This window comes from Enterobacter soli ATCC BAA-2102 (assembly GCF_001654845.1).
In the GTDB taxonomy this organism is placed as follows: Bacteria; Pseudomonadota; Gammaproteobacteria; order Enterobacterales; family Enterobacteriaceae; genus Enterobacter; species Enterobacter soli.
In genome coordinates this window covers 1-22,717 of the sequence record NZ_LXES01000035.1, presented here as the reverse complement: position 1 = coordinate 22,717, position 22,717 = coordinate 1, and the positions used below count along the sequence as shown (strand labels likewise).

At 52.6% G+C, this 22,717-nt stretch carries 24 protein-coding genes; 16 read left to right on the top strand and 8 right to left on the bottom strand.

Annotated elements, in window-relative coordinates:
- Window positions 1-10: 10 nt before the first annotated feature.
- Window positions 11-325 (bottom strand): copper-binding protein, encoded by a 315-nt coding sequence (locus tag M987_RS11635; RefSeq protein WP_014069312.1) that lies wholly within the window; start codon window positions 323-325, stop codon window positions 11-13.
- A gap of 57 nt (window positions 326-382) precedes the next feature.
- Entirely contained in the window at window positions 383-784 is a 402-nt protein-coding gene (locus M987_RS11630) for a hypothetical protein (RefSeq protein WP_014069311.1), read from the bottom strand.
- 341 nt (window positions 785-1,125) lie between these two features.
- Between M987_RS11630 and dcuC the strand changes: the two genes are divergently transcribed.
- The 7 genes from dcuC to ptsP all read left to right on the top strand — a co-directional run bounded on the left by dcuC (window position 1,126) and on the right by ptsP (window position 9,831).
- Window positions 1,126-2,499 (top strand): anaerobic C4-dicarboxylate transporter DcuC, encoded by a 1,374-nt coding sequence (gene dcuC / locus M987_RS11625; RefSeq protein WP_014069310.1) that lies wholly within the window; start codon window positions 1,126-1,128, stop codon window positions 2,497-2,499.
- Window positions 2,500-2,589: 90 nt separating this feature from the next.
- Complete coding sequence (gene rna / locus M987_RS11620; protein WP_014069309.1) at window positions 2,590-3,399, top strand: ribonuclease I; 810 nt, start codon at window positions 2,590-2,592, stop codon at window positions 3,397-3,399.
- Window positions 3,400-3,572: 173 nt separating this feature from the next.
- Window positions 3,573-3,896 carry a PTS fructose transporter subunit IIB gene (locus tag M987_RS11615; RefSeq protein ID WP_014069308.1) on the top strand — a complete coding sequence of 108 codons (324 nt, stop codon included), beginning with the start codon at window positions 3,573-3,575 and terminating at the stop codon, window positions 3,894-3,896.
- A gap of 27 nt (window positions 3,897-3,923) precedes the next feature.
- The gene (locus M987_RS11610) at window positions 3,924-5,174 is read left to right on the top strand and encodes a PTS fructose transporter subunit IIC (protein ID WP_014069307.1); all 1,251 of its coding nucleotides are present in this window, start codon (window positions 3,924-3,926) and stop codon (window positions 5,172-5,174) included.
- A 13-nt stretch (window positions 5,175-5,187) separates the two neighbouring features.
- The gene (ypdF, locus tag M987_RS11605) at window positions 5,188-6,273 is read left to right on the top strand and encodes an aminopeptidase (RefSeq protein ID WP_014069306.1); all 1,086 of its coding nucleotides are present in this window, start codon (window positions 5,188-5,190) and stop codon (window positions 6,271-6,273) included.
- Window positions 6,273-7,313: an aminopeptidase gene (ypdE, locus tag M987_RS11600; protein WP_014069305.1), complete on the top strand. Its 1,041-nt coding sequence runs from the start codon at window positions 6,273-6,275 to the stop codon at window positions 7,311-7,313. The genes ypdF and ypdE overlap by 1 nt, the downstream gene beginning before the upstream one ends.
- Before the next feature lie 22 nt (window positions 7,314-7,335).
- On the top strand, window positions 7,336-9,831 hold the full coding sequence (gene ptsP, locus M987_RS11595) for a phosphoenolpyruvate--protein phosphotransferase (RefSeq protein WP_014069304.1): 2,496 nt from the start codon (window positions 7,336-7,338) through the stop codon (window positions 9,829-9,831).
- Between the two features lie 3 nt (window positions 9,832-9,834).
- Here ptsP and M987_RS11590 read toward each other — a convergent pair whose 3' ends face one another.
- The 3 genes from M987_RS11590 to M987_RS11580 all read right to left on the bottom strand — a co-directional run bounded on the left by M987_RS11590 (window position 9,835) and on the right by M987_RS11580 (window position 12,222).
- Window positions 9,835-10,680: a helix-turn-helix domain-containing protein gene (locus M987_RS11590; protein WP_014069303.1), complete on the bottom strand. Its 846-nt coding sequence runs from the start codon at window positions 10,678-10,680 to the stop codon at window positions 9,835-9,837.
- A gap of 1 nt (window position 10,681) precedes the next feature.
- Window positions 10,682-11,302 (bottom strand): flavin reductase family protein, encoded by a 621-nt coding sequence (locus M987_RS11585; protein WP_014069302.1) that lies wholly within the window; start codon window positions 11,300-11,302, stop codon window positions 10,682-10,684.
- Window positions 11,303-11,391: 89 nt separating this feature from the next.
- Window positions 11,392-12,222, bottom strand: coding sequence for an alpha/beta fold hydrolase (locus M987_RS11580; RefSeq protein ID WP_014069301.1), 831 nt, complete (start codon window positions 12,220-12,222; stop codon window positions 11,392-11,394).
- A gap of 253 nt (window positions 12,223-12,475) precedes the next feature.
- Between M987_RS11580 and rnk the strand changes: the two genes are divergently transcribed.
- The 3 genes from rnk (at window position 12,476) to uspG (ending at window position 13,673) form a co-directional block, all read left to right on the top strand.
- Complete coding sequence (rnk, locus tag M987_RS11575) at window positions 12,476-12,886, top strand: nucleoside diphosphate kinase regulator (protein ID WP_014069300.1); 411 nt, start codon at window positions 12,476-12,478, stop codon at window positions 12,884-12,886.
- A gap of 138 nt (window positions 12,887-13,024) precedes the next feature.
- Complete coding sequence (gene yldA, locus M987_RS25175; protein ID WP_280960247.1) at window positions 13,025-13,114, top strand: small membrane protein YldA; 90 nt, start codon at window positions 13,025-13,027, stop codon at window positions 13,112-13,114.
- Window positions 13,115-13,244: 130 nt separating this feature from the next.
- The gene (gene uspG / locus M987_RS11570; protein WP_014069299.1) at window positions 13,245-13,673 is read left to right on the top strand and encodes a universal stress protein UspG; all 429 of its coding nucleotides are present in this window, start codon (window positions 13,245-13,247) and stop codon (window positions 13,671-13,673) included.
- Between the two features lie 58 nt (window positions 13,674-13,731).
- On the opposite strand, the gene ahpF is transcribed toward uspG, so the two are convergent.
- Window positions 13,732-15,297, bottom strand: a complete 1,566-nt coding sequence (ahpF, locus tag M987_RS11565) for an alkyl hydroperoxide reductase subunit F (RefSeq protein ID WP_014069298.1) — start codon at window positions 15,295-15,297, stop codon at window positions 13,732-13,734.
- Window positions 15,298-15,451: 154 nt separating this feature from the next.
- Window positions 15,452-16,015, bottom strand: coding sequence for an alkyl hydroperoxide reductase subunit C (gene ahpC / locus M987_RS11560; RefSeq protein ID WP_014069297.1), 564 nt, complete (start codon window positions 16,013-16,015; stop codon window positions 15,452-15,454).
- Between the two features lie 636 nt (window positions 16,016-16,651).
- Here ahpC and citR point away from each other — a divergent pair.
- From citR to M987_RS11545, 3 genes are all read left to right on the top strand, one after another.
- Complete coding sequence (gene citR, locus M987_RS11555) at window positions 16,652-17,551, top strand: DNA-binding transcriptional repressor CitR (protein ID WP_064555860.1); 900 nt, start codon at window positions 16,652-16,654, stop codon at window positions 17,549-17,551.
- 175 nt (window positions 17,552-17,726) lie between these two features.
- Window positions 17,727-18,950, top strand: coding sequence for a phosphoadenosine phosphosulfate reductase (locus M987_RS11550; protein WP_014069295.1), 1,224 nt, complete (start codon window positions 17,727-17,729; stop codon window positions 18,948-18,950).
- Window positions 18,923-19,561, top strand: coding sequence for an IbrB-like domain-containing protein (locus M987_RS11545; RefSeq protein ID WP_041162012.1), 639 nt, complete (start codon window positions 18,923-18,925; stop codon window positions 19,559-19,561). The genes M987_RS11550 and M987_RS11545 overlap by 28 nt, the downstream gene beginning before the upstream one ends.
- On the opposite strand, the gene M987_RS11540 is transcribed toward M987_RS11545, so the two are convergent.
- Window positions 19,562-20,722 carry a pyridoxal phosphate-dependent aminotransferase gene (locus M987_RS11540; protein WP_014069293.1) on the bottom strand — a complete coding sequence of 387 codons (1,161 nt, stop codon included), beginning with the start codon at window positions 20,720-20,722 and terminating at the stop codon, window positions 19,562-19,564.
- A 125-nt stretch (window positions 20,723-20,847) separates the two neighbouring features.
- On the opposite strand from M987_RS11540, the gene M987_RS11535 reads away from it, so the two are divergent.
- From M987_RS11535 to M987_RS11525, 3 genes are read left to right on the top strand one after another with little or no spacing between them, the layout of a single operon-like run.
- Complete coding sequence (locus M987_RS11535) at window positions 20,848-21,462, top strand: methylthioribulose 1-phosphate dehydratase (protein ID WP_014069292.1); 615 nt, start codon at window positions 20,848-20,850, stop codon at window positions 21,460-21,462.
- A complete protein-coding gene (mtnC, locus tag M987_RS11530; protein ID WP_014069291.1) occupies window positions 21,459-22,148 on the top strand; it encodes an acireductone synthase in 690 nt (229 codons plus the stop codon). Before M987_RS11535 ends, mtnC begins: the two co-directional genes overlap by 4 nt.
- The gene (locus M987_RS11525) at window positions 22,145-22,687 is read left to right on the top strand and encodes a 1,2-dihydroxy-3-keto-5-methylthiopentene dioxygenase (protein ID WP_014069290.1); all 543 of its coding nucleotides are present in this window, start codon (window positions 22,145-22,147) and stop codon (window positions 22,685-22,687) included. The genes mtnC and M987_RS11525 overlap by 4 nt, the downstream gene beginning before the upstream one ends.
- Window positions 22,688-22,717: the final 30 nt, after the last annotated feature.

The following is a 22,717-nucleotide window of genomic DNA, read 5'->3' as shown; positions in this document are numbered from 1 at the left end:
AAGTCCTCGCTTAGCGCTGTGGCGTCAGCGAGACGATCTGGAACCCGTCACCTGAACGTTCAAGGATGAACGTCACACGATCACCGGGTTTCGCACCATTGAGCGCTGCACCGGATGACAAGGTAAAGGGCATCGTCATGGCAGGCCATTTCAGTTCAGGAATGGCGTCATGTTCGAGAGTGACAGACTGCGCGGAAAACGCCTGGACGACGCCATGGCCTTGCCAGCGTTGTCCAGCCGGAGTGGACACCTCATTCGCCTGGACGGCAAAAGAAGAAAAAGAGACGGACGCGCCAAGCAGCGCGGAAAGGAATAAAGCACGCATGATAAAGCTCCTGTTAAACGTAAATTAAAAATAAAATCAACGGATTAACAGGTTTTTTCATTCTCTGAACCGGCAAAACCGAATGGTTGCCGGTGGCCCCACTGCGGGCGGGGTGACTGACCAGGCAGACTGACGTACAACCGTGCAATCTGGCGTATTCAGGGTAAGGGTCATGGCGGCAGGGAGCGCCACCAGTTGGGGCTGAGCGGGATCTTTTGGCGCCTGATCGGGCACACAGTGCTTTTCGCACAGCGGCGAGACATCAGCAGTATGAACAGGGCCAGGTTTAGCCATCATATCCATATGCTGTATTGCCGCGACGTTACCCCGAAGGTCGATAGAACAATCGTGAGAGGCAACAGCAACCTGACTCTGAATCAACAGCCAGCCAAAGGCTATCAAAAACATCAGCAGATGTTTTTTGAAAAAGCGCAGGCGATAAGTCCAGCTGGCGTGCATATCGGCGTCATCAGGTTGAAAAAAGTGCTCAGAGTATATGCAGGGTAAAGAAGGAATAGAAAGTGCTTTTAAAGAGATTTACGTTCTTTATCAATCCCCTGATAAATAGCCTCAAATACATTAACACTTCAATATCATTTCCATGACATATAATAATGATGCAATGAGTCAATATCGCCACGATGCAAATGTTAGGGCAATGGCAAAATATCGTTACTCTCTCCTTTAGTAGTATATTTATTGATTTTAATCAGCAATGGCAGACCATTAATTCGGCACATTTCATCCTTCTTTTTTATTGATTATTTGTGCTCTCGGGCAGCAGGGATACAGGGGAAACCATGCTTACGTTTATCGAGCTCCTTATCGGAGTCGTTGTCATTGTCGGTGTAGCCCGCTACATCATTAAAGGCTACTCAGCCACCGGGGTTTTATTTGTCGGCGGCCTGACGCTGCTCATTGTTAGCGCCTTAATGGGCCATAAAGTCTTACCCGCCAGCGAAACCAGCACGGGTTATACCGCGACCGACATTGTCGAATACATCAAAATCCTGCTCATGAGCCGTGGCGGCGACCTGGGTATGATGATCATGATGCTGTGCGGTTTTGCAGCATTTATGACCCACATCGGCGCGAATGATATGGTCGTTAAGCTGGCATCCCGGCCGTTGAAATTCATCAACTCCCCTTACCTGCTGATGATCGCCGCGTATTTCCTGGCCTGCCTGATGTCACTGGCCGTCTCTTCTGCCACCGGTCTTGGCGTGCTGTTAATGGCAACACTGTTCCCTATCATGGTCAACGTGGGGATCAGCCGTGGCGCAGCGGCCGCTATTTGCGCCTCTCCGGCAGCTATTATTCTTTCGCCAACTTCCGGTGATGTGGTGTTGGCAGCAAAAGCCGCCGAAATGTCGCTGATCGATTTTGCGTTTAAAACCACGCTGCCTATTTCGATTGCCGCCATTATCGCCATGGCGATTGCTCACTTTTTCTGGCAGCGCTATCTCGACAAAAAAGAGAACATCAGCCACGAAATGCTGGATGTGGCTGAAATCACCACGACCGCACCAACCTTCTACGCCATCCTGCCTTTTACACCGATTATTGGCGTGCTGATTTTTGACGGCAAATGGGGCCCTCAGTTGCATATCATTACGATCCTGGTGATCTGTATTCTGCTGGCGGCGGTGCTGGAATTTGTACGTGGCTTCAATACACAGAAAGTGTTTTCCGGCCTGGAAGTGGCCTACCGCGGTATGGCGGATGCCTTTGCAGGCGTAGTAATGCTGCTGGTTGCCGCCGGCGTATTTGCCCAGGGGCTGAGCACCATCGGCTTTATCCAGAGCCTGATCTCCATTGCTACCTCCTTCGGCTCAGCAAGCATTATCCTGATGCTGGTGTTGGTGGTCCTGACCATGCTGGCCGCGATGACCACCGGTTCCGGTAATGCGCCGTTCTACGCCTTTGTTGAGATGATCCCTAAACTGGCGCACTCCTCCGGCATCAACCCGGCGTATCTGTCCATTCCGATGTTGCAGGCGTCCAACCTGGGCCGCACCATTTCCCCGGTTTCCGGTGTGGTGGTTGCGGTTGCCGGGATGGCAAAAATATCGCCGTTTGAAGTGGTGAAACGGACCTCTGTTCCCGTCCTTGTTGGCCTGATCGTGGTCATCATTGCCACCGAAGTGCTGGTACCAGGCACGGCGGTGGGATAAGTTCTTCCCCCGCAAAAAAGCGCCTGCGGGCGCTTTTTGTGCTTTAATAACTTCCAGAAATAATCCGTTTTCAATCATTCAGGAATTCAAATGTTCAGGAAGGATATTGTTTTTCCGTCTGGCGCTCTGGCGCTTGCACTCTGCGTTTTCTCCACCCAGGCTGAGCCTCTTAAGGCTACACAGTATGGGGATTTCGATCGCTACGTTCTGGCGCTCTCCTGGCAAACCGGGTTTTGTCAGAGCATGGTTGAGCGCAACCGTAACGAACCGGACGAGTGTCGCCTGCAAAAAGAGAGCAAGACCAAAACCGATTTCCTGACCGTGCACGGTCTGTGGCCGGGCCTGCCAAAATCCATTGCCTCGCGCGGAGTGGATGAACGCCGCTGGATGCGTTATGGCTGCGCCACTCGCCCAATACCCAACATGCCGGAAGTAAAAGCCAGCCGTAAATGTTCCGCCGCCGAAACCGGGTTATCCCTGTCGGGGGCAGCTAAGCTCAATAGCGTGATGCCGGGAGCCGGCGGTAACTCTTGTCTTGAGCGCTACGAATATGCCAAACACGGCGTCTGCTTTGGCTTCGACCCCGACGCCTATTTCGGCACCATGGTGCGGATGAACCAGGAAGTGAAAAGCAGCCCGCTGGGGCAATTTCTGTCGGATAACTACGGTAAGACCGTTAACCGTAGCAATTTTGATGATGCCGTCGGCAAGGCCTGGGGGAAAGAGAGTATCAAAGCCGTCAAACTGACCTGCAACGGTAATCCGGCCTATCTCACCGAAATACAGCTCTCGCTGAACGCCGGCACCATCAATGCGCCTCTCTCTGCATCATCCTTTGCGCCGCAGCCTCACCCGGGCAACTGTGGCAAACAGTTCGTTATCGATAAAGTCGGCTACTGATCTTCTAGCGGGCGGACATTCGCCCGGTATTTCATTGATTTCCGTTATATGGCGATAAACGTCACACTTCCGCGCACCTGCTTCATTTCTCCAGCTATTGCATCATTTATCCGATAAACACCGGTCAAACCTCACCGCCATAATCGGATCGACATCAACTGGAGGAATTTCACATGGCTAAAAAACTGATTGCATTGTGCGCGTGCCCAATGGGACTGGCACATACCTTTATGGCCGCTCAGGCACTGGAAGAAGCCGCGGTAGAAGCGGGTTATGAAGTCAAAATTGAAACCCAGGGCGCGGACGGTATTCAGAATCGCTTAACGGCGCAAGATATTGCCGAAGCCGACATCATCATCCATGCCATCGCTATCACCCCGGAAGATAACGAACGTTTTGAAACGCGCGATGTTTACGAAATCACGCTTCAGGATGCCATCAAAAATGCGCCAGGCACCCTGAAAGAGATCGAAGAGCTGATTGCCGCAGAACAATAATAATCTTCACACTCAGGGGTTTTCGTCATGGCAATTAAAAAACGCAGTGCGGTTCGCCCGGAAAATCATGAAGGCGGTACACTCGCCATCAAATCAACGCCCACGGTAACAGGCAATACCTTCTGGAAAGAACTTCCACAGCACATTATGTCGGGAATTTCCCGCATGGTGCCAACGCTGATTATGGGCGGGGTGATCCTCGCCATTTCACAACTTATCGCCTATGTCTGGCTGGAAATCCCGCCGGATACCGGCATTATGGATGCGCTGAACTCAGGCAAATTCACCGGTTTTAACCTCTCCGTATTAAAATTCGGGTATCTGACAGAATCGTTCGGCGGGCTGCTGTTTAGCTTTGCGATCCCGATGTTCTCGGCGTTTGTCGCTAACTCTATCGGCGGTAAGCTGGCCTTCCCGGCCGGGTTTATTGGTGGTCTGGTCGCCACTCAGCCAACGCTGGTATTGAACTTTGATCCTGAAAAACTCACCTGGCTTGCCACCAAACCCGTGCCGTCCACCTTTATTGGTGCGCTGATTATTGCGATTGCGGCAGGCTATCTGGTGAAATGGCTGAACACCCGTATTAATGTGCCGCAGTATCTGCTGGCATTCAAAAGTACCTTCCTGATCCCCATTCTGTCCGCGCTGTTCGTGATGCTGGCGATGTACTACGTCATTACCCCAATTGGTGGCTGGTTAAACGCCGGAATGCGCGCTCTGCTGCTCGCCGCAGGCCAGGCAGGTTCGATGATGTATGCCATCGGCATGGCCGCCGCAACCGCCATTGACCTCGGCGGGCCAATCAACAAGGCGGCCGGTTTTGTCGGCCTGGGGTTAACTACCGATCACGTGCTGCCGATTACCTCACGCGCCGTGGCCATCGTCATCCCACCGATTGGCCTGGGTCTGGCAACGCTTATCGACCACCGACTGACCGGCAAACGTCTGTTCAGCCCGCAGCTCTATCCGCAAGGGAAAACCGCCATGTTCCTCGCATTTATGGGGATCAGCGAAGGGGCAATTCCGTTCCTGCTGGAAAACCCGCTCGCTACGCTTCCTGCTTACATGACGGGTGCTATCGCCGGGGCAATGACTGCGACTGCACTCGGTGCCGTTCAGTGGTTCCCGGAATCCGCCATCTGGGCGTGGCCGCTGGTCACGAATCTGGGCGCCTACATGCTCAGCATCCTGGTGGGGGCCGTTATTACTGCCCTGCTGGTAGTGGCTATCCGCAATAACATGCATAAGCGCGGAAAACTCGCCATCGATACGCTGTAACGGAGTTAACGAGATGGATTTACTGACAAGGCTTCGCGACTGGCTGGCAGCAGAAAAACTGGATGGCGTGCTGATCTCCTCGCGTCAGAACAAACAGCCTCATCTGGGCATTTCAACCGGGTCAGGTTACGTGCTGGTAACGCGAACGAGTGCGCATATCCTTACGGATTTTCGCTACTACAACGATATCGCATCGCGTACGGCGGGCTACCAGATGCATCTGATCGATGCCGCTAACCCGTTTAGCATCACGATAAATCGTCTTATTGCTGATGAACACCTCGCCAGAATCGGCTTCGAAGGCGATCACGTCAGCTGGCACACGGGCTGCCAGTGGCGAGATGCGCTTAATGCGACGCTTTGCAGTATCTCCCTCGACGATCTGCGGCAAATAAAAAGCGCGGAAGAAATCACGCATATCCGTGCGGCGTGCCGGATTGCCGACAGCGCCGCGCAACATATCCGGCGCTTTATCCAGCCGGGAATGCGCGAGCGCGACGTTGCCGCCGAGCTGGAGTGGTTTATGAAACAACAGGGGGCGGATAAACCCTCTTTCGACACCATCGTTGCCAGCGGGGCACGCAGCGCGTTACCGCACGGGAAAGCGTCGGACAAAGTACTGATGGCCGGAGAGTTTGTCACCCTCGATTTTGGCGCCCAACACCAGGGATATTGCTCGGATATGACGAGGACGTTCCTTGTCGCCGGTCTAAACCAGAGTCCAGAGGATCATCCGCTGTATGCCCTCTACCAGACCGTGCTGGAGGCGCAACTCGCCGCCATTCATGCGATTCGCCCGGGAGTTCCCTGCTATCAGATTGATAGCGCGGCACGCTCGGTCATCGAGCGCGCCGGTTATGGCCCGCAGTTTGGTCACAATACCGGGCACGCCATCGGCATAGATGTCCATGAAAACCCGCGCTTCTCCCCAACCGATATCACACTCCTGCGGCCCGGCATGTTGCTGACCGTCGAACCCGGCATCTATCTTGAAGGGCTTGGCGGTGTACGCATTGAGGATGTAGTACTGGTGACCGAAACGGGCGCAGAGGTGCTCTACACCATGGACAAAACACTGATGCTGACGGGGGAACACTGATGGACAGAGAATTGCTACGCGCATTGAGCGAAGCCGATGCCATTGCCGCCTCAGAGCAGGAGGTGCGCAACATCCTGATCGCACAAGCGCATAAGTACCACAAAGAGGTGCAGTTTGACGGCCTGGGTTCTGTCCTGATTCGCGTTAACCAGAGCAACGGACCGAAGGTGATGATTTGCGCCCATATGGATGAAGTCGGTTTTATGGTGCGCAGTATATCCCGGGAAGGGGCTATCGATGTCCTGCCCATTGGCAATGTGCGCATGATGGCGCGCACACTTCAGCCGGTACGGATCACCACGCGCGCTGGCGTCAAAATCCCCGGACTGCTGGATGGGGATGTGAAAGGCAGTTCGGTCGAAAACCTGCGCGTCGATATTGGCGCAACCTCCGCGGAAGAGGTATTTGCCTGTGGTATTGATGCCGGCGACTCAGTCACCTTTGATACGCCTTTTCACCTCCTCCCCCACAACCGGGTGATGGGCAAAGCCTTCGATGACCGTCTGGGCTGTTACTTGTTAATGACTCTTCTGCGCGAACTGCACCGGGCCCCGCTCGACTGTGAGCTCTGGCTGGTAGCAAGTTCCAGTGAGGAGGTGGGCTTGCGCGGCGGGCAGACTGCTACCCGGGCCGTTCATCCCGATATCGCGCTGGTGCTCGATACCGCCTGCTGGTCAAAAAACTTCGATTATGGCAACGCAAATCACCGCCAGATTGGCGCAGGGCCGATGCTGGTGCTGTATGACAAGACGCTTATTGCGCCGCCAAAACTGACGGCGTTCATTGAAAAGGTGGCGCGTCCCTTAGGGATCCCGTTGCAAAAAGATATGTTCAGCAACGGCGGAACCGACGGCGGTGCGGTACACCTGTCCGGCACAGGCGTGCCAACCGTGGTGCTGGGCCCCCCGACCCGACATGGACATTGCGCGGCATCCATTGCCGATGAAACAGACATTGACCGTACCCATCAATTGCTTGTCGCGCTGGCGGCATGTATGAACCGTGAGACCGTGGCTCATCTGACGGATTTCAGATGCTGATCTCACGCAGTCAGGAGGAAGTATGCTTTCGATTGAGTTTTTCTGCCCACTCCCTAACGGCCTGCACGCCCGTCCGGCCTGGGCGTTAAAAGAGCAGTGCAGCGCGTGGCGCAGCGATATACGGTTTATCAATAAACGACTCAACACCCACGCCGATGGCAAAAGTTCGCTGGCGTTGATCAGTACAGGTACCTTGTTTAACGACAGCTGCGTGCTGGAAATCAGCGGTAGCGACGAAGAGCAGGCAAGACGCGCGCTTGAGCTGTACGTCAATTCGGCATTTATCGACAGCGACAGTATCCCATCTGGCGATGCGCCGCACGTTGCGCATCCCCTTCCCCGCTCACTCGTGCGACTTAACCCGCAGCTTCAGCACGCCATCACGCTGGCCAGCGGTATTGGCACCGGTACATTGCGGGGCTGGCAGAGCGATAACCTGCAACGTTATCGCCAGAACCCGGCATCCCCGGAAGATATTACGCGCCTGGAACACAGCCTGGCCACGCTTGCAGAACAGCTCAACCTGCGCCTGCGCGAGCTGGGCGGCGAAAGTAAAACAATAATCAGCGCCCATCTGTCGCTGATTCAGGATGACGAGTTCGGTGGCAACATCCGCCGTCTGATGAATGAAGAACGCCTGAGCCTTGCAGAGGCGATCATTCGTAACATGGAGCAGATCTGCAATAAGCTTTCGCTCTCGGCAAGCGACTATCTTCGCGAGCGCGTCAGTGATATCCGCGACATTACTGAACAACTGCTGAGCATCACCTGGCCTGAACTTCAGTCTGCATCTGCCTTTATCATGAACGAGCCCACCATTCTGGTGGCAGAAGATTTAACTCCCAGCCAGTTTTTAAGCCTCGATACCCGATACCTGAAAGGGATGGTACTGGAAAAAACGGGCCGTACCTCGCACACCTTAATTCTCGCCCGCGCCGCCTCGATTCCAGTGCTGAGCGGCATGACGGTGGCCTCGCTGGAACCCTTTACAGGAAAACCGGTGATTCTGGACGGGATCTGTAGCGTACTGATAATGGAGCCCAACGAGGCCGTTCATCACTACTACAGCGTAGCGCAACGCCTTGCCGACATTCGCCACCAGCAGCAAATCAAAGATGCCGGGCTGCCAGCCCTTACCCGGGATAACGTTCCGGTAGATATCGCGGCGAATATCGGCAGTGCCCTGGAAGCACCCGGCGCATTTGCCTGCGGTGCGCAGGGTGTTGGCCTGTTTCGTACTGAAATGCTCTATATGGATCGCGATAAAGCTCCGGACGAGCAGGAACAATTTGAAGCCTACCAGCAGGTGTTGCTCTCGGCGGTGGGTAACCCGGTCATCTTCCGCACCATGGATATTGGCGGCGATAAGCAGATCCCGTATCTCAATATTCCGCAGGAAGAGAATCCATTCCTCGGCTATCGCGCGGTACGCATTTATCCGGAGTTTGCTCATCTGTTTCGCACTCAGCTTCGCGCTATTTTACGCGCAGGTGCCAGCGGCAATGCATTGTTAATGATCCCAATGGTGCACAGCCTTGATCAAATTTTGTGGGTTAAACAAGAGTTGCAAAAAGTCCGTGAGGAGCTTGTATCGCAAGGGCTACGGCATACCTCACACCTGCCGTTGGGGATTATGGTCGAAGTGCCGTCCGTCTGTTTTATCATCGACCACTTCTGCGAGGAGGTCGATTTTTTCAGCATTGGTTCAAACGATATGACCCAGTATCTTTACGCGGTCGATCGCAACAACCCGCGGGTTTCCCCGCTCTATAATCCGATTACCCCATCGTTTTTACGCATGGTGCGCCAGATTGTCACCGCAGCACATCGCCATGGAAAATGGGTCGGGATATGCGGCGAGCTTGGCGGCGAACGCCGTTATCTTCCTCTTCTTCTGGGGCTGGGCATTGATGAGTTCAGTATGAGCGGGCCCCGTATTCCGGCGGTAAAAGCACAGCTTCGCGTGCTTGAGAACAATGCCTGCCGGGAGCTCGCAGAGAAAGCCTGTGAATGTCGCAGTGCAGAGGAAATCGAAACGTTATTGGGTGATTTTACCCCGGAAGAACCCTCGCGCCCGTTACTGGCGCTGGAGACTATCGTATTCAACGAGCCGCTCACCTCAAAAGAGCAGGTGCTCCAGTTCCTGTGCGGCAATCTGGCTATTCAGGGACGCACCGAAAACCCGCTGGAGCTGGAGGAAGATCTCTGGCAGCGCGAAGAGATTGTTACGACGGCCGTCGGGTTTGGGGTAGCCATTCCGCACACCAAGTCTCAGTGGATCCGCCACTCCAGCATTAGCATCGCTCGTCTGGAAAAGCCGATTGACTGGGAGTCAGATATGGGTGACGTCGGGCTGGTTATCATGCTGACGCTCGGTACCCAGGAAGGGATTAACCACGTCAAAGTCTTCTCCCAACTGGCACGTAAGCTGGTCAATAAAGCATTTCGTGAGGCGCTGTTCGCAGCGGATTCACCGCATAGCCTCCTGGAATTGCTGAACGCCGAAATCAGCTTCTGACCGCTACTGAAAACGCGCGCGATACTCCCCCGGCGTCAGTCCAAACTGACGTCGGAACAGCCGGGAAAAATAGTCGCTGTCAGGATAACCGCAGCGCTTCGCCACCTCGCTTACCGGCAGATGGTATTTTTGCAGGATGGTGCGCGCTTTCCCCATTCGTACCCAGCGAACGTAATCGACAAAACTCATCGTCCCCTGCTGTGAAAACAAGCGCGACAAATGGTTAGGGGAAATGTTAAACAACGCCGCAACGCTTTCGCGCGAAACCACTTCTGCATAGTTATCTTGCAGCCAGTTACAAATACTCTGATAAAGAAAATCGCCCCGCGAGAGCCCAGACTCAGAACGTGAAGAGACGGCTTTACGACACCAGTGAAGCAGGCTGAGCACCAGAGGCTGAATAATGTCCTGATCCTGTGGTGACGCGCTCAGATACGTGAGCGCCATCAGCATAGCCGCACACTCGCCTTTTTCAGGATAAGGGAGCTCAACTTTCCGCTGCGGCTGTTCATTGTGGGGAGCCTGAAACGCCAGCCCCAGCCAGGAAGGTGCAAAAACAATGCTCAACAGCATAACCGGCTTTTCAAACAGCGGCATGTTTACCGCCTGAGAAGGAATAAACAGCATCTCTCCCTGACGAATCGCTTTTTGCTCAGGGATCAGAGGATTGCCATAAACACCACGCAGCACCACGTCGAGCCGCGGCCATTCGAGACGGAAACTCCCGGCCGGGGCTGAAGCGGGTGAGTGCGCAAACCAGACACGTCCCAGTTGCTGCGGGTTCAGCACCAGCCCGCTAAGCAGGTCGGCAAAAAACTGCTGATCGGCGGGAAGCCGGCTATCAGGCATCTTATCCCCTGCGTGCATCAGGGCGCACCAGGTCAAAGCGGTGGCTGTCACTTATGGAATAGTAAGCCGTCGGTCCGCCCGCACGCAGAATCGGTTGCGCCTTCGCAGTCTGGTAAATGCCCTCTTCCAGCAGCGTTTCGGCAATATGAATACCGACTACCTCTCCCAACACCAGCCAGGTGTCCACCGGCGTGCCATCGGCTCCCGTCAGCTGAATGCACTGCGACAGGCGACACTCAAAATTCACCGGGCTTTCCGCCACACGTGGCGCATTCACCAGCTGGCTGGCAACGGGGGTTAATCCTGCAAAGGTAAATTCATCTTCGCCGTGGGGAAGCGTGGCAGACGTTTCATTCATCGCCTCGGCCAGGTCACGCGTTGCCAGGTTCCAGACAAACTCGCCGGTTTCAGTAATATTTCGAACGCTGTCTTTCCAGCCATTGCTGGAAAATCCAATAATCGGCGGACGATAGTTAAAGCAGTTAAAGAAGCTATAAGGCGCGAGATTCAGTTGCCCCTCTTTACTGCAAGAGGAGATCCAGCCAATCGGGCGTGGGCCGATAATGGCGTTCAACGGGTCATGCGGCAGGCCGTGCCCCTGAGAAGGTTGGTAGAAATACATGTTGCTCTCTCATTGGTGGGGCAGACACGAATTACGCTTCGCTCATTGCCCTGTTTCAGGACACTCAGCGTAACGCAATCCGCCAGAAATTAAGACTGAATAAATTTCAGCAAATCGTCGTTAATCTGGTGCTTATGCGTGGTGCAGATGCCGTGCGAGCCGCCCGCATAAACCTTAAGCTGCGCGTCTGGCAGGATCTCCGCCGCCACGCGGCCACAGGTATCGATCGGTACGATTTGATCGTCATCACCGTGGATCACAAGCGTCGGGATGGTCATCTTTTTCAGATCGCCGCGCAGGTCGGTTTCCGAGAAAGCTTTGATACAGTCATACAGTGCTTTAATTGAGCCCTGAAGTCCCTGCTCCACAAAGCTTTCACGTACCGCTTTTGACTCTTTCGCGCCCGGGCGGTTATAACCGTAAAAGGCAGCGGTTAGCTCGTAGAAGAATGCCGCACGATCGTTAACCACGCCTTCCCGAATACCATCAAACACCTCTTTCGGCACCCCATTTGGGTTGAAATCGGTTTTGATCATAATCGGCGTAACCGCGCCTATCAGCACGGCTTTCGCGACACGCTGCGTACCATGGCGGCCAATATAACGCGCCACTTCCCCACCGCCTGTTGAATGACCCACATGCACCGCATCTTTAAGATTAAGATGCGCCGTCAGTTCAGCCAGGTCGTCAGCGTATTGATCCATATTATGCCCGTCCCAGGGCTGTGCCGAACGGCCATGCCCACGCCGGTCATGCGCAATCACACGAAATCCTTTTGACCCCAGAAACAACATTTGATCTTCAAAGGCATCAGCCGTCAGCGGCCAGCCGTGACTGAACACAATGGGTTGCCCACTGCCCCAGTCTTTAAAATGCAAATAACTGCCGTCTTTCAAGGTAAGTTTGTCGTAATCGCTCATGAGATCTCCTCAACGGAACACTGAATACGGATAGTCGCCTGATAAGGGCGCTTAAAAAGGATAATGCAAATTTGCGAGTGATCACGTTTTTCGCCAAAAATTCATATGACCGATGAATGTGACCTTCATCACTTCAAACTTGCGTGCTCAGTGAGTATCATCGGGAGAGTTAAACCCTCGCTGCCAGACGGCGAGGGTTTTCTTTTGGATTGGTTTCTGCGTTACGCGCAGCATTAACGACATGGAGTAATAAATGTCCAGACCCACTATTATCATTAATGAACTCGACGCAGAACGTATCGACAGGCTTCTTGAGAAGCCAGAATTTGCAGCATTGCCGATTGCCGATGCGCTCAATGCGGAGCTGGATCGGGCGCAAATGTGTACGCCTGAGTCGATGCCACATAACGTGGTGACGATGAACAGCCAGGTGAAATTCCGCGACCTGACCACCGGTGAAGAGCGCACCCGCACCCTGGTTTACCCGGCGCAAATGACCGACAGCAGCACACAGCTTTCTGTTCTGGCTCCTGTGGGTGCCGCGTTAATTGGTTTGCGTACCGGCGACACCATCCACTGGGAGTTACCTGGCGGTACTTCTGCGCATCTTGAAGTGCTCGAACTGCTTTACCAGCCAGAAGCGGCCGGCGATTACCTTCGTTAATCCCTTCTGAACAAGCGACTCACCGCTTTGCCCGGAGGATGCCCGCGCATCCTCTTTCCGAAATTCACCCATTTGTCTTATATCGTGCAAAACCCCCTTAATCCACGCTTAATCTGTTTTGGTGCCGCGGGGACGGTCATGCTCGAAGAACTGGCTATCGTACTGTTTTTCCTGTTTTTATTGGCGATTATCGTCATGGCCGTGCTTTATCTTGAACGTCACTGGTAACCCCTCTTTCTGCTTAACCTCTCAAACAGTAAATAAATATATGGCATGAAAAAGTGCCAGACAGCTATCAGAAACCACTATTATTTTGTGCTTGAATGGTTTTAGCGTTTATAAACAAGGAGAAACGGGTATGTATCAGAGAATCATAATGCCAGTTGATGTTTTTGAGATGGAGCTAAGCGATAAGGCCGTACGCCACGCCGAGTTCCTTGCGCAGCAGAACGGAGTTATTCATCTTTTACATGTTTTACCGGGGTCCGCCAGCCTGAGTCTGCATCGCTTTGCTGCCGATGTGCGGCGTTTCGAAGAGCATTTGCAACATGAAGCCGAAACGCGTTTACAAACCATGGTGGGGCATTTCAGCATCGATCCGGCCCGCATCAAAACGCATGTCAGATTTGGCAGCGTGCGTGATGCCGTGAATGAGCTGGCGAACGAACTGAAAGCGGATATGGTCGTCATCGGCTCACGAAATCCATCGATTACCACTCACCTGCTGGGCTCGAATGCCTCCAGCGTGATCCGTCATACCCACATCCCGGTGCTGGTCGTCAGATAAAAAAAGGCCACCTTTCGGTGGCCTTTTAGTATTGCAGGTGTCGTCTTACTTTCTTTTATTATGCTGTCTTCGTACGGATCAGATAATCAAACGAGCTCAGAGAGGCTTTCGCGCCTTCACCGGTGGCGATGATAATCTGTTTGTACGGTACGGTGGTGCAGTCGCCCGCCGCAAATACGCCCTTCACGCTGGTTTCGCATTTTGCGTCGATGATGATTTCACCCATGCGGTTACGCTCAATTGCCCCTTCCAGCCAGGTGGTGTTCGGCAGCAGGCCAATCTGTACAAAAATGCCCGAAAGCGCCACGTTATGCACATCGCCACTTACGCGGTCGCGGTATTCCAGCCCCGTCACTTTGCTGCCATCGCCCTTCACTTCTGTGGTCTGCGCATTCAGCACGATGTCGACGTTTTTCAGGCTGCGCACTTTATCCTGAAGCACCTGGTCCGCTTTCATCTCTGGCGCAAACTCCAGCAGCGTTACATGCTCAACAATGCCCGCCAGGTCGATTGCCGCTTCCACGCCGGAGTTACCGCCGCCAATGACCGCAACACGTTTCCCCTTAAACAGTGGGCCATCGCAGTGCGGGCAGTAGGTCACCCCTTTGGTGCGATACTGATCTTCGCCAGGCACATTCATGTTGCGCCATTTTGCGCCGGTGGCAATGATAATACTGCGTGCTTTCAGCACCGCGCCGGAGGCGGTTTCAATCTGGTGTAAGCCGCCTTCAACCGCCGCGGGAACCAGCTTGCTAGCGCTCTGGCTATCGATCACATCCACTTCGTAATCGCTGACGTGTGCCTTCAGGGCGCCCGCCAGTTTCTGGCCTTCGGTTTTCGGTACGGAGATGTAGTTTTCGATATCCACGGTATCCAGCACCTGGCCGCCAAAGCGTTCGCCCATCAGACCAGTGCGAATACCTTTACGTGCGGAGTAAACCGCCGCCGCTGCACCCGCCGGGCCGGAACCTACAATCAGCACATCGTAAGCATCGCGTTTGTTCAGCTCGTCTGCCGCACGTTTTTCTGCGCCGGTATCCACTTTGGCAACGATTTCCGTCAGTGTCATACGGCCCTGGCCGAATTCCTGACCATTCATATATACCGCCGGAACACCCATCACGTTGCGATCGGTGATTTCATTCTGGAAGGTACCGCCGTCAATCGCCGTGTGCTTAATACGCGGGTTCAGTACCGACATCAGGTTCAACGCCTGCACTACGTCCGGGCAGTTGTGGCAAGAGAGCGAGTAATAGGTTTCAAATTCGAAATCACCATCGATATCGCGGATCTGCTCCAGCAGCGCCTGCGCTTCTTTCGACGGATGACCACCGGTCCACAGCAGTGCCAGCACCAGTGAGGTAAATTCGTGACCCAGTGGGGAACCGGCAAAGCGCAGCCCCTGGTCTGAACCTGGGTTAGTTATCAGGAAAGACGGTTTACGTACTGCCAGGCTGTTATCTTCTTTGAAGGTCACTTTTGCTGACAGTTCGGCGATCTCTGCCAGCAGTTCCTTGATCTCCGCCGATTTAGCGCTGTCATCCAGCGTGGCAATCAGCTCAACAGGTTTAGTCAGTTTCTCAAGGTAGGCCTTGAGCTGGGTTTTCATATTAGTGTCGAGCATTGTTCTTCCCTCTCTTAAAACGTCATCATGCAAGCTGCCTTATACAGGCGGCCTGAATGCAACTTGCATCATGGTGCTGGAATGAAATGGGCGCAGGTTGCGCCCATGGATTGCCGGGTGGCACTTCGTTTACCCGGCCTACAAATTATGCGGCTTAAATCTTACCAACCAGATCTAAAGATGGAGCCAGCGTTGCTTCGCCTTCTTTCCATTTTGCCGGGCAAACTTCGCCTGGGTGAGAAGCAACGTACTGAGCCGCTTTCACTTTACGCAGCAGGTCAGATGCATCACGGCCGATACCTTCAGCGGTAACTTCGATTGCCTGGATAATACCCTGCGGGTCAACAACGAAGGTGGCACGATCTGCCAGACCTTCATCTTCACGCATGTTGTCGAAGTTACGGGTCAGGGCGCCAGTCGGGTCGCCGATCATCGCGTATTTGATTTTCGCGATGGTTTCAGAGCTGCCGTGCCATGCTTTGTGGGTGAAATGGGTATCAGTTGATACGGAGTAAACGTCCACGCCCAGTTTCTGCAATTCGTCGTAGTGATCTGCAACGTCACCCAGTTCAGTCGGGCATACGAAGGTGAAGTCAGCCGGATAGAAGAAGAAGACGCTCCAGCGGCCTTCGGTATCTTTCTCGGTGACTTCTACGAACTCACCGTTTTTGAACGCCTGGTTTTTAAAAGGTTTAATCTTGGTGTTAATTAAGGACATCTGTATTTCCTCCGTGTTTTCGTTGAGATGTAAGGTAACCAACTTTCGTTAAGTGGGCTAATGCGTTTGCTTTATCAAATCAATCAGCCATACCTAACAACCCGAACGAACCAACCTTGTGAACTGAATGATTAAAAGCCCCAAAGTAAAAAGGCCGCCCTGGTGGGCGGCCCTGATACCTGAACTTCCCACAGGAACTTTCAGTGCCAGAAACACTGGCGTTGCGTTGCGCTCTACATACCTTTACATCAAGGTCGTAACAGCGTCCTGATTACAACACCCGTTCACGCTTTGGGCAATGCATCGCAGAGGCATTCTGGTCTATGGCTGTGATAGGTTTTATCGAACAGTTCGTCTCTTAAAGGGTGAAACTTATGATCTGGAAAAATAAAAACGAGTGATATTTAAGTATCAACATATAAATGAAACCATTTTTATTCATTTTATTTTTTACTTTTAAAGATAAAAACATCTTAATCAAGATTGAAGTTCTATTTCATTAATCTGTCTTCGTGATATATTTAGTCTTAGTTCAATTTGGATTAAGCGAATTAACCACACGGATGATAAATGGTTAACTTCGTTCTATAGTTATCAGTGATGTGATAACGCAATACAACTCACTCAGGATGAAACATGGCAAATCTTTATGACCTTAAAAAATTCGACCTTAACCTGTTGGTGATTTTTGAGTGTATCTACCAGCACCTGAGTATCAGCAAGGCGGCTGAAACACTCTTTATCACACCTTCGGCAGTCAGCCAGTCGCTCCAGCGACTGCGCACACAGCTCAACGACCATCTGTTTATTCGTTCCGGTAAAGGGATCACACCGACCACTGTCGGAACCAATCTGCATCATCACCTTGAGCAAAACCTCAACCAGCTTGAGCAAACCATTAACATTATGCACGGCTCAGAGTTGAAAAAGAATTTTATCATCTATTGCCCACAGGTTCTGACTTCAAATCACTTTCTATATCCAATGAAAATATTGATGAGAGAGCATAATTATGAAGTTGAGCTTCATGATATGCTGCTTTCAGCGGATTCAGCGGAAGACCTGCTAGCTTACCGTAAAGCAGACTTAATTTTCTCAATGGCACCTGTAAACAACCGCTCAATGGTCTGTGTTCCCTACGCACAATACAAAGTCATTCTTGTGTGCAGTCAGGATCATCCGCGCATCAAAGATACCGCCACGGTGGAGGAGCTCCAGGATGAAAAATTCACGTTTTTCCTGAGTAACGAACCTGGTATCAAGACGTATCAGTCCCAAGCGGAGCAACTACATGCTAACAAAACCATCGGCTTTCGCTGTGACTCCCTTTTAACGATTCTCACTATGATCAGCGCTTCACATTTAATCGGATATGTACCTGAGTCTCTGTATGAAAAATACAAAGACGTATTAATGATCAAAAAAATAGATGGGCCCTACACACTTCCCACCACAGAAGTGTTCATGATTTATAACCGTTCAGCACTAAACAGCTCGGTATTCTCCGCGTTCATTGAGAAAATCACTAAGAAATAACTGCAAATAGCTGTGATTGTCACAGCTATTACATTTCCGGCAAAATATAACCGCCATTTATAGATTATAAAAACAATTCTTTTTTTCATTTACCTGACTTAATTTTTCACTACTATTACTCTCTTCCTGTATTGACACGCCCTATCCGGTTTTTATTTCCAGGAGGAGTTTGCTTATGTCAATGTATAAATATCCACTTGATAAAAACGTCCTTGAAGCCGCTCTGGACCGTATTAACTGGGTTATTGATAATTTACCCAGAGTCTGCGTTTCATTTTCCGGCGGGAAGGACTCCACCATCATGCTCCATTTAACGGCCCAGCAGGCCCGAAAAAAGGGCAAGAAAATTCATCTGTTATTTATTGACTGGGAGGCACAGTTCACATGCACCATTCAGCATGTGAATAACATGAAACAGCAATACGCCGATGTTATTGAGAAATGCTGGTGGGTTGCACTACCGCTTACCACGCAAAATGCCCTGTCTCAGTTTCAACCTGAATGGCAGTGCTGGGAGCCTGGTATAAACTGGGTACGCCAACCACCTGAAGAGGCCATTACCGACCCTAGTTACTTTGACTTTTATCAGCCAGGGATGACATTTGAAGCCTTTGTTCGTGCGTTTTCCGACTGGTTTGCCCAGAATCGGCCCGCGGCGGTTTTAGTCGGCATTCGCGCCGATGAGTCCTTCAACCGTTTTCTGACTATCGCGAACGCGCGCAAAAAGCGTTTTGCCGACGATAAACCCTGGACTACGACCGCGCCAGGTGGACATGCCTGGTATATCTACCCGCTCTATGACTGGAAAACGGCGGATATCTGGACGTGGTTTGCAAAGACAGGCAACTGTTACAACCCGCTCTACAATCTGATGTTTCAGGCGGGTGTCCCGCCACGTTATATGCGCATTTGTGAACCTTTTGGTCCTGAACAGCGACAGGGACTGTGGCTCTACCATGTTGTCGAGCCGGAACGCTGGGCAGCCATGTGCGAACGGGTCAGCGGTGTACGTAGCGGTGGCATCTACGCCGGACAGGATAACCACTTTTATGGCCACCGCAAAATCCTCAAGCCTGACCACCTCTGCTGGCGAGAGTACGCCATATTGTTGCTCGACAGTATGCCGCAAAAAACGGCTGAGCATTACCGCAACAAAATAGCTATTTATCTGCACTGGTATCAAAAGAGAGGGATGGAGGATATCCCCGACACCCAGGAAGGCGACATCGGCGCAAAAGATATCCCCTCCTGGCGACGTGTCTGCAAAGTGCTTCTGAATAACGACTACTGGTGCCGGGCGCTATCGTTCAGCCCGAACAAACCCAAGCATTATCAGCGCTATAGCGAACGGATAAAATCGAAACGCCAGAAATGGGGGATCTTATGCAACAACGATTGATCAAAGAAATGGAAAGCTACCTGCAATCGCTCCCGGAAGAGGAGCGTATCGATGCCATCAATGCCTTTCGTCAGGCCATTCACAACAATAGCCCCTTTCGCGAGCAGCCCATCGACTGCGTGCTGTGGGTCAAGCAAGAAAACATTACCGTGAATGATTACAACCCTAACAACGTTGCACCACCGGAAATGCGCCTGCTCAGCACGTCGCTGGAGCTCGACGGTTTCACTCAGCCTATCGTGGTGACGGAAAATGCCCCGCAGGATTACGAGATTGTGGACGGTTTTCATCGACATGAGATCGGTAAAAACAGGGCCGCCATGAAGCGTCAGTTAAAAGGCTATCTACCCGTCACTTGCCTGCGTAAAACACGTCAGCAAAAATTTGACCGGATGGCGGCCACCATTCGCCATAACCGTGCGCGTGGGCGCCATCAGATTAATGCAATGTCGGAACTGGTAAGCGAACTGGCGTTGCTGGGCTGGAACGATACAAAAATTGGCAAGGAACTGGGAATGGATAGCGACGAGGTGTTACGTCTGAAACAAATCAACGGCCTGCTGGAACTGTTTGCAGACCGTCGCTACTCAGAAGCGTGGACGGTGAAATAATCAGAGCGTATTCAGACGCTCTGCCGCCGCCAGCAGCGTCGATTCCTGTTTCGCAAAACAGAGACGAATCAGTTTATGCGGGAAGGGATCGGCGCAAAATACCGACAACGGAATAGCCGCCACGCCGGCTTCTTTAGTCAGCCACTGGCAAAAACTCACGTCATCCAGGTCAGATATTGCGCTGTAATCTGCCAGTAAGAAGTAAGTCCCTTCGCTCGGTAAAATCTCCAGACGGCTGGCACTCAGGGCATCCACAAACAGGTCTCGGCGCGCCCGGTAGAATTCCGGCAGCTCACGGTAGTGCTCTGGCTCCGCTCTTAACATATCCGCCAGCGCCAGCTGTGCCGGGGTGTTTACGGCAAATGTCAGATACTGATGCACCTTACGTAGCTCTGCGCTTATCACCGCAGGGGCCACGCAGTAACCCACTTTCCAGCCGGTCATGTGGTAAGTTTTACCAAACGAGGACACCGCAATGGCGCGCTGGCGCAGCTCAGGATGCGCAAGGACGCTGGCGTGGCCTTCTTTGGCAAAACAGATGTGTTCGTAAACTTCATCACTCAGCACGTAGATTTCACGTTCAGCAATCGCCTGCCACAGCGCCGCAAAGTCGGCTTTTTGCCAGACTGTTGCTGACGGGTTGTGCGGGGTATTGAGGATCACCAGACGGGTTTTCTCACTCAGCAATCCGGCAAAAGCCTGCCAGTCCGGGCGGAAATGCGGAGGCTGGAGCGCCACACGTTTTACCACGCCGCCAGACAGCTCAACCGCCGGGGCGTAGCTGTCATAGCTTGGGTCAAAACAGATAACCTCATCACCCGTACGCACCAGTGCCGTTATAGCGGCATACAGCGCCTCTGTCGCCCCCGCCGTTACCGTGATTTCGCTGCCAGCGTCAGGCTTGTGGCCGTACAACTCCGCAGTCTTATCCGCAATGGCTTCGCGTAATGCCGGTGCGCCCGTCATCGGGGCATACTGGTTCGCGCCCTGTGCAACGTGATACGCCAGGCGCTCCTGTAAATACGCCGGGCCATCAAAATCAGGGAACCCCTGCGACAGGTTAATGGCATTGTGCTGCTGTGCCAGTGCGCTCATCTGGGTAAAGATTGTCGTGCCAAGGTTGGGGAGTTTACTCTGCGGAATCAATACGTTATTGCTCATTGTGTCGTGCCTGCTTGTAATACTTATGTTGCTGCCACTATAACACGATGTTAGTCTTTGGCAATCAAGACGCTTAGACGTCTATATCATATAATTATTCCTGGCAGACAGAGGGTAAAAGGAACATGACAGACAACCTGCAACTCACACACCTTGTTGACGCCTGCCGCTGGATTGGCGCAAAAGGCTGGGCTCCGGCAACCGGCGGCAACATGTCCGTTCGCCAGGATCATGAACTTTGCTGGCTGAGTGAATCAGGCAAAGACAAAGGCAGTCTTACCACAGATGATTTCCTGCAAGTGGAGATCGCCACTAACCGTGCGCCATCGGGGCGTAAACCTTCGGCAGAAACCGGGCTACATACATTAATCTATCGCCTGTTCCCGCAAGCTAACGCCGTGCTGCATGTCCATACCGTAAACGCCACAGTCTTGTCGCGTCTGGTGAAAGCGCCCGAGCTGCACATCAGCGGTTTTGAAATGCAAAAATCTCTCAGCGGCCAGACCACGCATCTGGATACCGTTGTCATCCCGGTATTCGATAATGACCAGGATATTGACGCCCTCGCCTCGCGAATCGCCCATTACGCACAAGAACGTACTCTTAATTATGGTTTTCTTCTTCGCGGTCATGGCTTAACCTGCTGGGGACGTGACGTGGCAGAAGCCCGCCGTCACCTGGAAGGCCTTGAATTCTTATTTGAATGCGAAATGCGTTTACGACAACTGGAGAGAGTATGATTCGCGCGATTGTGACGGATATTGAAGGGACGACCAGCGATATCCGTTTTGTCCATAATGTTTTGTTCCCCTATGCGCGTGAGCGTCTGGCGGCCTTTGTGACCGCTCAGCAGTACGCCGAGCCGGTCAAATCCATTCTGGACAACCTGCGTGATGAAATCAGCAATCCGCACGCCAGCGCCAGCGAACTGACCGAAGCATTGTTTGCGTTTATGGATGAAGACCGTAAATCGACGGCGCTGAAAGCCCTTCAGGGCATCATCTGGCATGACGGCTACGTGAATGGCGACTTTACCGGCCATCTCTACCCGGATGTGCTGCCTGCGCTGGAAAAATGGAAAGCGCAAGGCATTGATCTGTATGTTTATTCCTCAGGCTCAGTAGCAGCGCAGAAACTGTTATTTGGCTACAGCGACGAAGGTGATATTACTCATCTGTTCAGCGGCTATTTTGATACCCACATTGGCGCCAAGCGAGAAGTGCAGTCATATCAGAATATTGCGGCGCAAACGGGCATTGCCCCGTCGCAGATCCTGTTCCTGTCGGATATTCATCAGGAGCTGGACGCCGCTGAACAGGCAGGTTTCCGTACCCTGCAACTTATTCGTGGCGATGATGATGGCGCAAGCCACCACCATCAGGTTCACCAGTTTGATGAGATTAACCCGGAGCAGATCCCTTCATGAGCGCATTAACCATTTATTCTGATAAAGACGCGAGCGAATACCTTTGGCACAGCACCGATGCCGACGAGATCGCTCAACAGCTCAACGCGAAAGGCGTCCGCTTTGAACGCTGGGTCGCCGATCGTGATTTAGGCCGCGATCCTGCGCCGGAAACGGTGATCAACGCCTATCAGCACGCGATCGACAAACTGGTGGCCGAGAAAGGTTATCAGAGTTGGGATGTGATAAGCCTGCGCGCCGATAACCCGCAAAAAGAAGCGCTACGCGCGAAGTTCCTGAACGAGCACACCCACGGTGAAGACGAAGTGCGATTCTTTGTTGAAGGTGCCGGGCTGTTTTGCCTGCACATTGGCAACGAGGTGTATCAGGTGTTGTGCGAGAAAAACGATCTGATTTCTGTGCCGGCCGGCACGCCGCACTGGTTTGATATGGGTTCAGAGCCGAACTTTACGGCGATCCGTATTTTCGATAACCCGGAAGGCTGGGTGGCGCAGTTTACCGGTGATGATATTGCGGATGGGTATCCGAAACTCGCGTAATGCTTAAGCTCCCTCTTCGAGGGCTCCCCA

Excerpts from the sequence above, each read along its gene's own strand:
- M987_RS11635 (WP_014069312.1), bottom strand. The coding sequence starts at position 325 with ATGCGTGCTTTATTCCTTTCCGCGCTGCTTGGCGCGTCCGTCTCTTTT.
- M987_RS11630 (WP_014069311.1), bottom strand. The coding sequence starts at position 784 with ATGCACGCCAGCTGGACTTATCGCCTGCGCTTTTTCAAAAAACATCTG.
- dcuC (WP_014069310.1), top strand. The coding sequence starts at position 1,126 with ATGCTTACGTTTATCGAGCTCCTTATCGGAGTCGTTGTCATTGTCGGT.
- rna (WP_014069309.1), top strand. The coding sequence starts at position 2,590 with ATGTTCAGGAAGGATATTGTTTTTCCGTCTGGCGCTCTGGCGCTTGCA.
- M987_RS11615 (WP_014069308.1), top strand. The coding sequence starts at position 3,573 with ATGGCTAAAAAACTGATTGCATTGTGCGCGTGCCCAATGGGACTGGCA.
- M987_RS11610 (WP_014069307.1), top strand. The coding sequence starts at position 3,924 with ATGGCAATTAAAAAACGCAGTGCGGTTCGCCCGGAAAATCATGAAGGC.
- ypdF (WP_014069306.1), top strand. The coding sequence starts at position 5,188 with ATGGATTTACTGACAAGGCTTCGCGACTGGCTGGCAGCAGAAAAACTG.
- ypdE (WP_014069305.1), top strand. The coding sequence starts at position 6,273 with ATGGACAGAGAATTGCTACGCGCATTGAGCGAAGCCGATGCCATTGCC.
- ptsP (WP_014069304.1), top strand. The coding sequence starts at position 7,336 with ATGCTTTCGATTGAGTTTTTCTGCCCACTCCCTAACGGCCTGCACGCC.
- M987_RS11590 (WP_014069303.1), bottom strand. The coding sequence starts at position 10,680 with ATGCCTGATAGCCGGCTTCCCGCCGATCAGCAGTTTTTTGCCGACCTG.
- M987_RS11585 (WP_014069302.1), bottom strand. The coding sequence starts at position 11,302 with ATGTATTTCTACCAACCTTCTCAGGGGCACGGCCTGCCGCATGACCCG.
- M987_RS11580 (WP_014069301.1), bottom strand. The coding sequence starts at position 12,222 with ATGAGCGATTACGACAAACTTACCTTGAAAGACGGCAGTTATTTGCAT.
- rnk (WP_014069300.1), top strand. The coding sequence starts at position 12,476 with ATGTCCAGACCCACTATTATCATTAATGAACTCGACGCAGAACGTATC.
- yldA (WP_280960247.1), top strand. The coding sequence starts at position 13,025 with ATGCTCGAAGAACTGGCTATCGTACTGTTTTTCCTGTTTTTATTGGCG.
- uspG (WP_014069299.1), top strand. The coding sequence starts at position 13,245 with ATGTATCAGAGAATCATAATGCCAGTTGATGTTTTTGAGATGGAGCTA.
- ahpF (WP_014069298.1), bottom strand. The coding sequence starts at position 15,297 with ATGCTCGACACTAATATGAAAACCCAGCTCAAGGCCTACCTTGAGAAA.
- ahpC (WP_014069297.1), bottom strand. The coding sequence starts at position 16,015 with ATGTCCTTAATTAACACCAAGATTAAACCTTTTAAAAACCAGGCGTTC.
- citR (WP_064555860.1), top strand. The coding sequence starts at position 16,652 with ATGGCAAATCTTTATGACCTTAAAAAATTCGACCTTAACCTGTTGGTG.
- M987_RS11550 (WP_014069295.1), top strand. The coding sequence starts at position 17,727 with ATGTCAATGTATAAATATCCACTTGATAAAAACGTCCTTGAAGCCGCT.
- M987_RS11545 (WP_041162012.1), top strand. The coding sequence starts at position 18,923 with ATGGGGGATCTTATGCAACAACGATTGATCAAAGAAATGGAAAGCTAC.
- M987_RS11540 (WP_014069293.1), bottom strand. The coding sequence starts at position 20,722 with ATGAGCAATAACGTATTGATTCCGCAGAGTAAACTCCCCAACCTTGGC.
- M987_RS11535 (WP_014069292.1), top strand. The coding sequence starts at position 20,848 with ATGACAGACAACCTGCAACTCACACACCTTGTTGACGCCTGCCGCTGG.
- mtnC (WP_014069291.1), top strand. The coding sequence starts at position 21,459 with ATGATTCGCGCGATTGTGACGGATATTGAAGGGACGACCAGCGATATC.
- M987_RS11525 (WP_014069290.1), top strand. The coding sequence starts at position 22,145 with ATGAGCGCATTAACCATTTATTCTGATAAAGACGCGAGCGAATACCTT.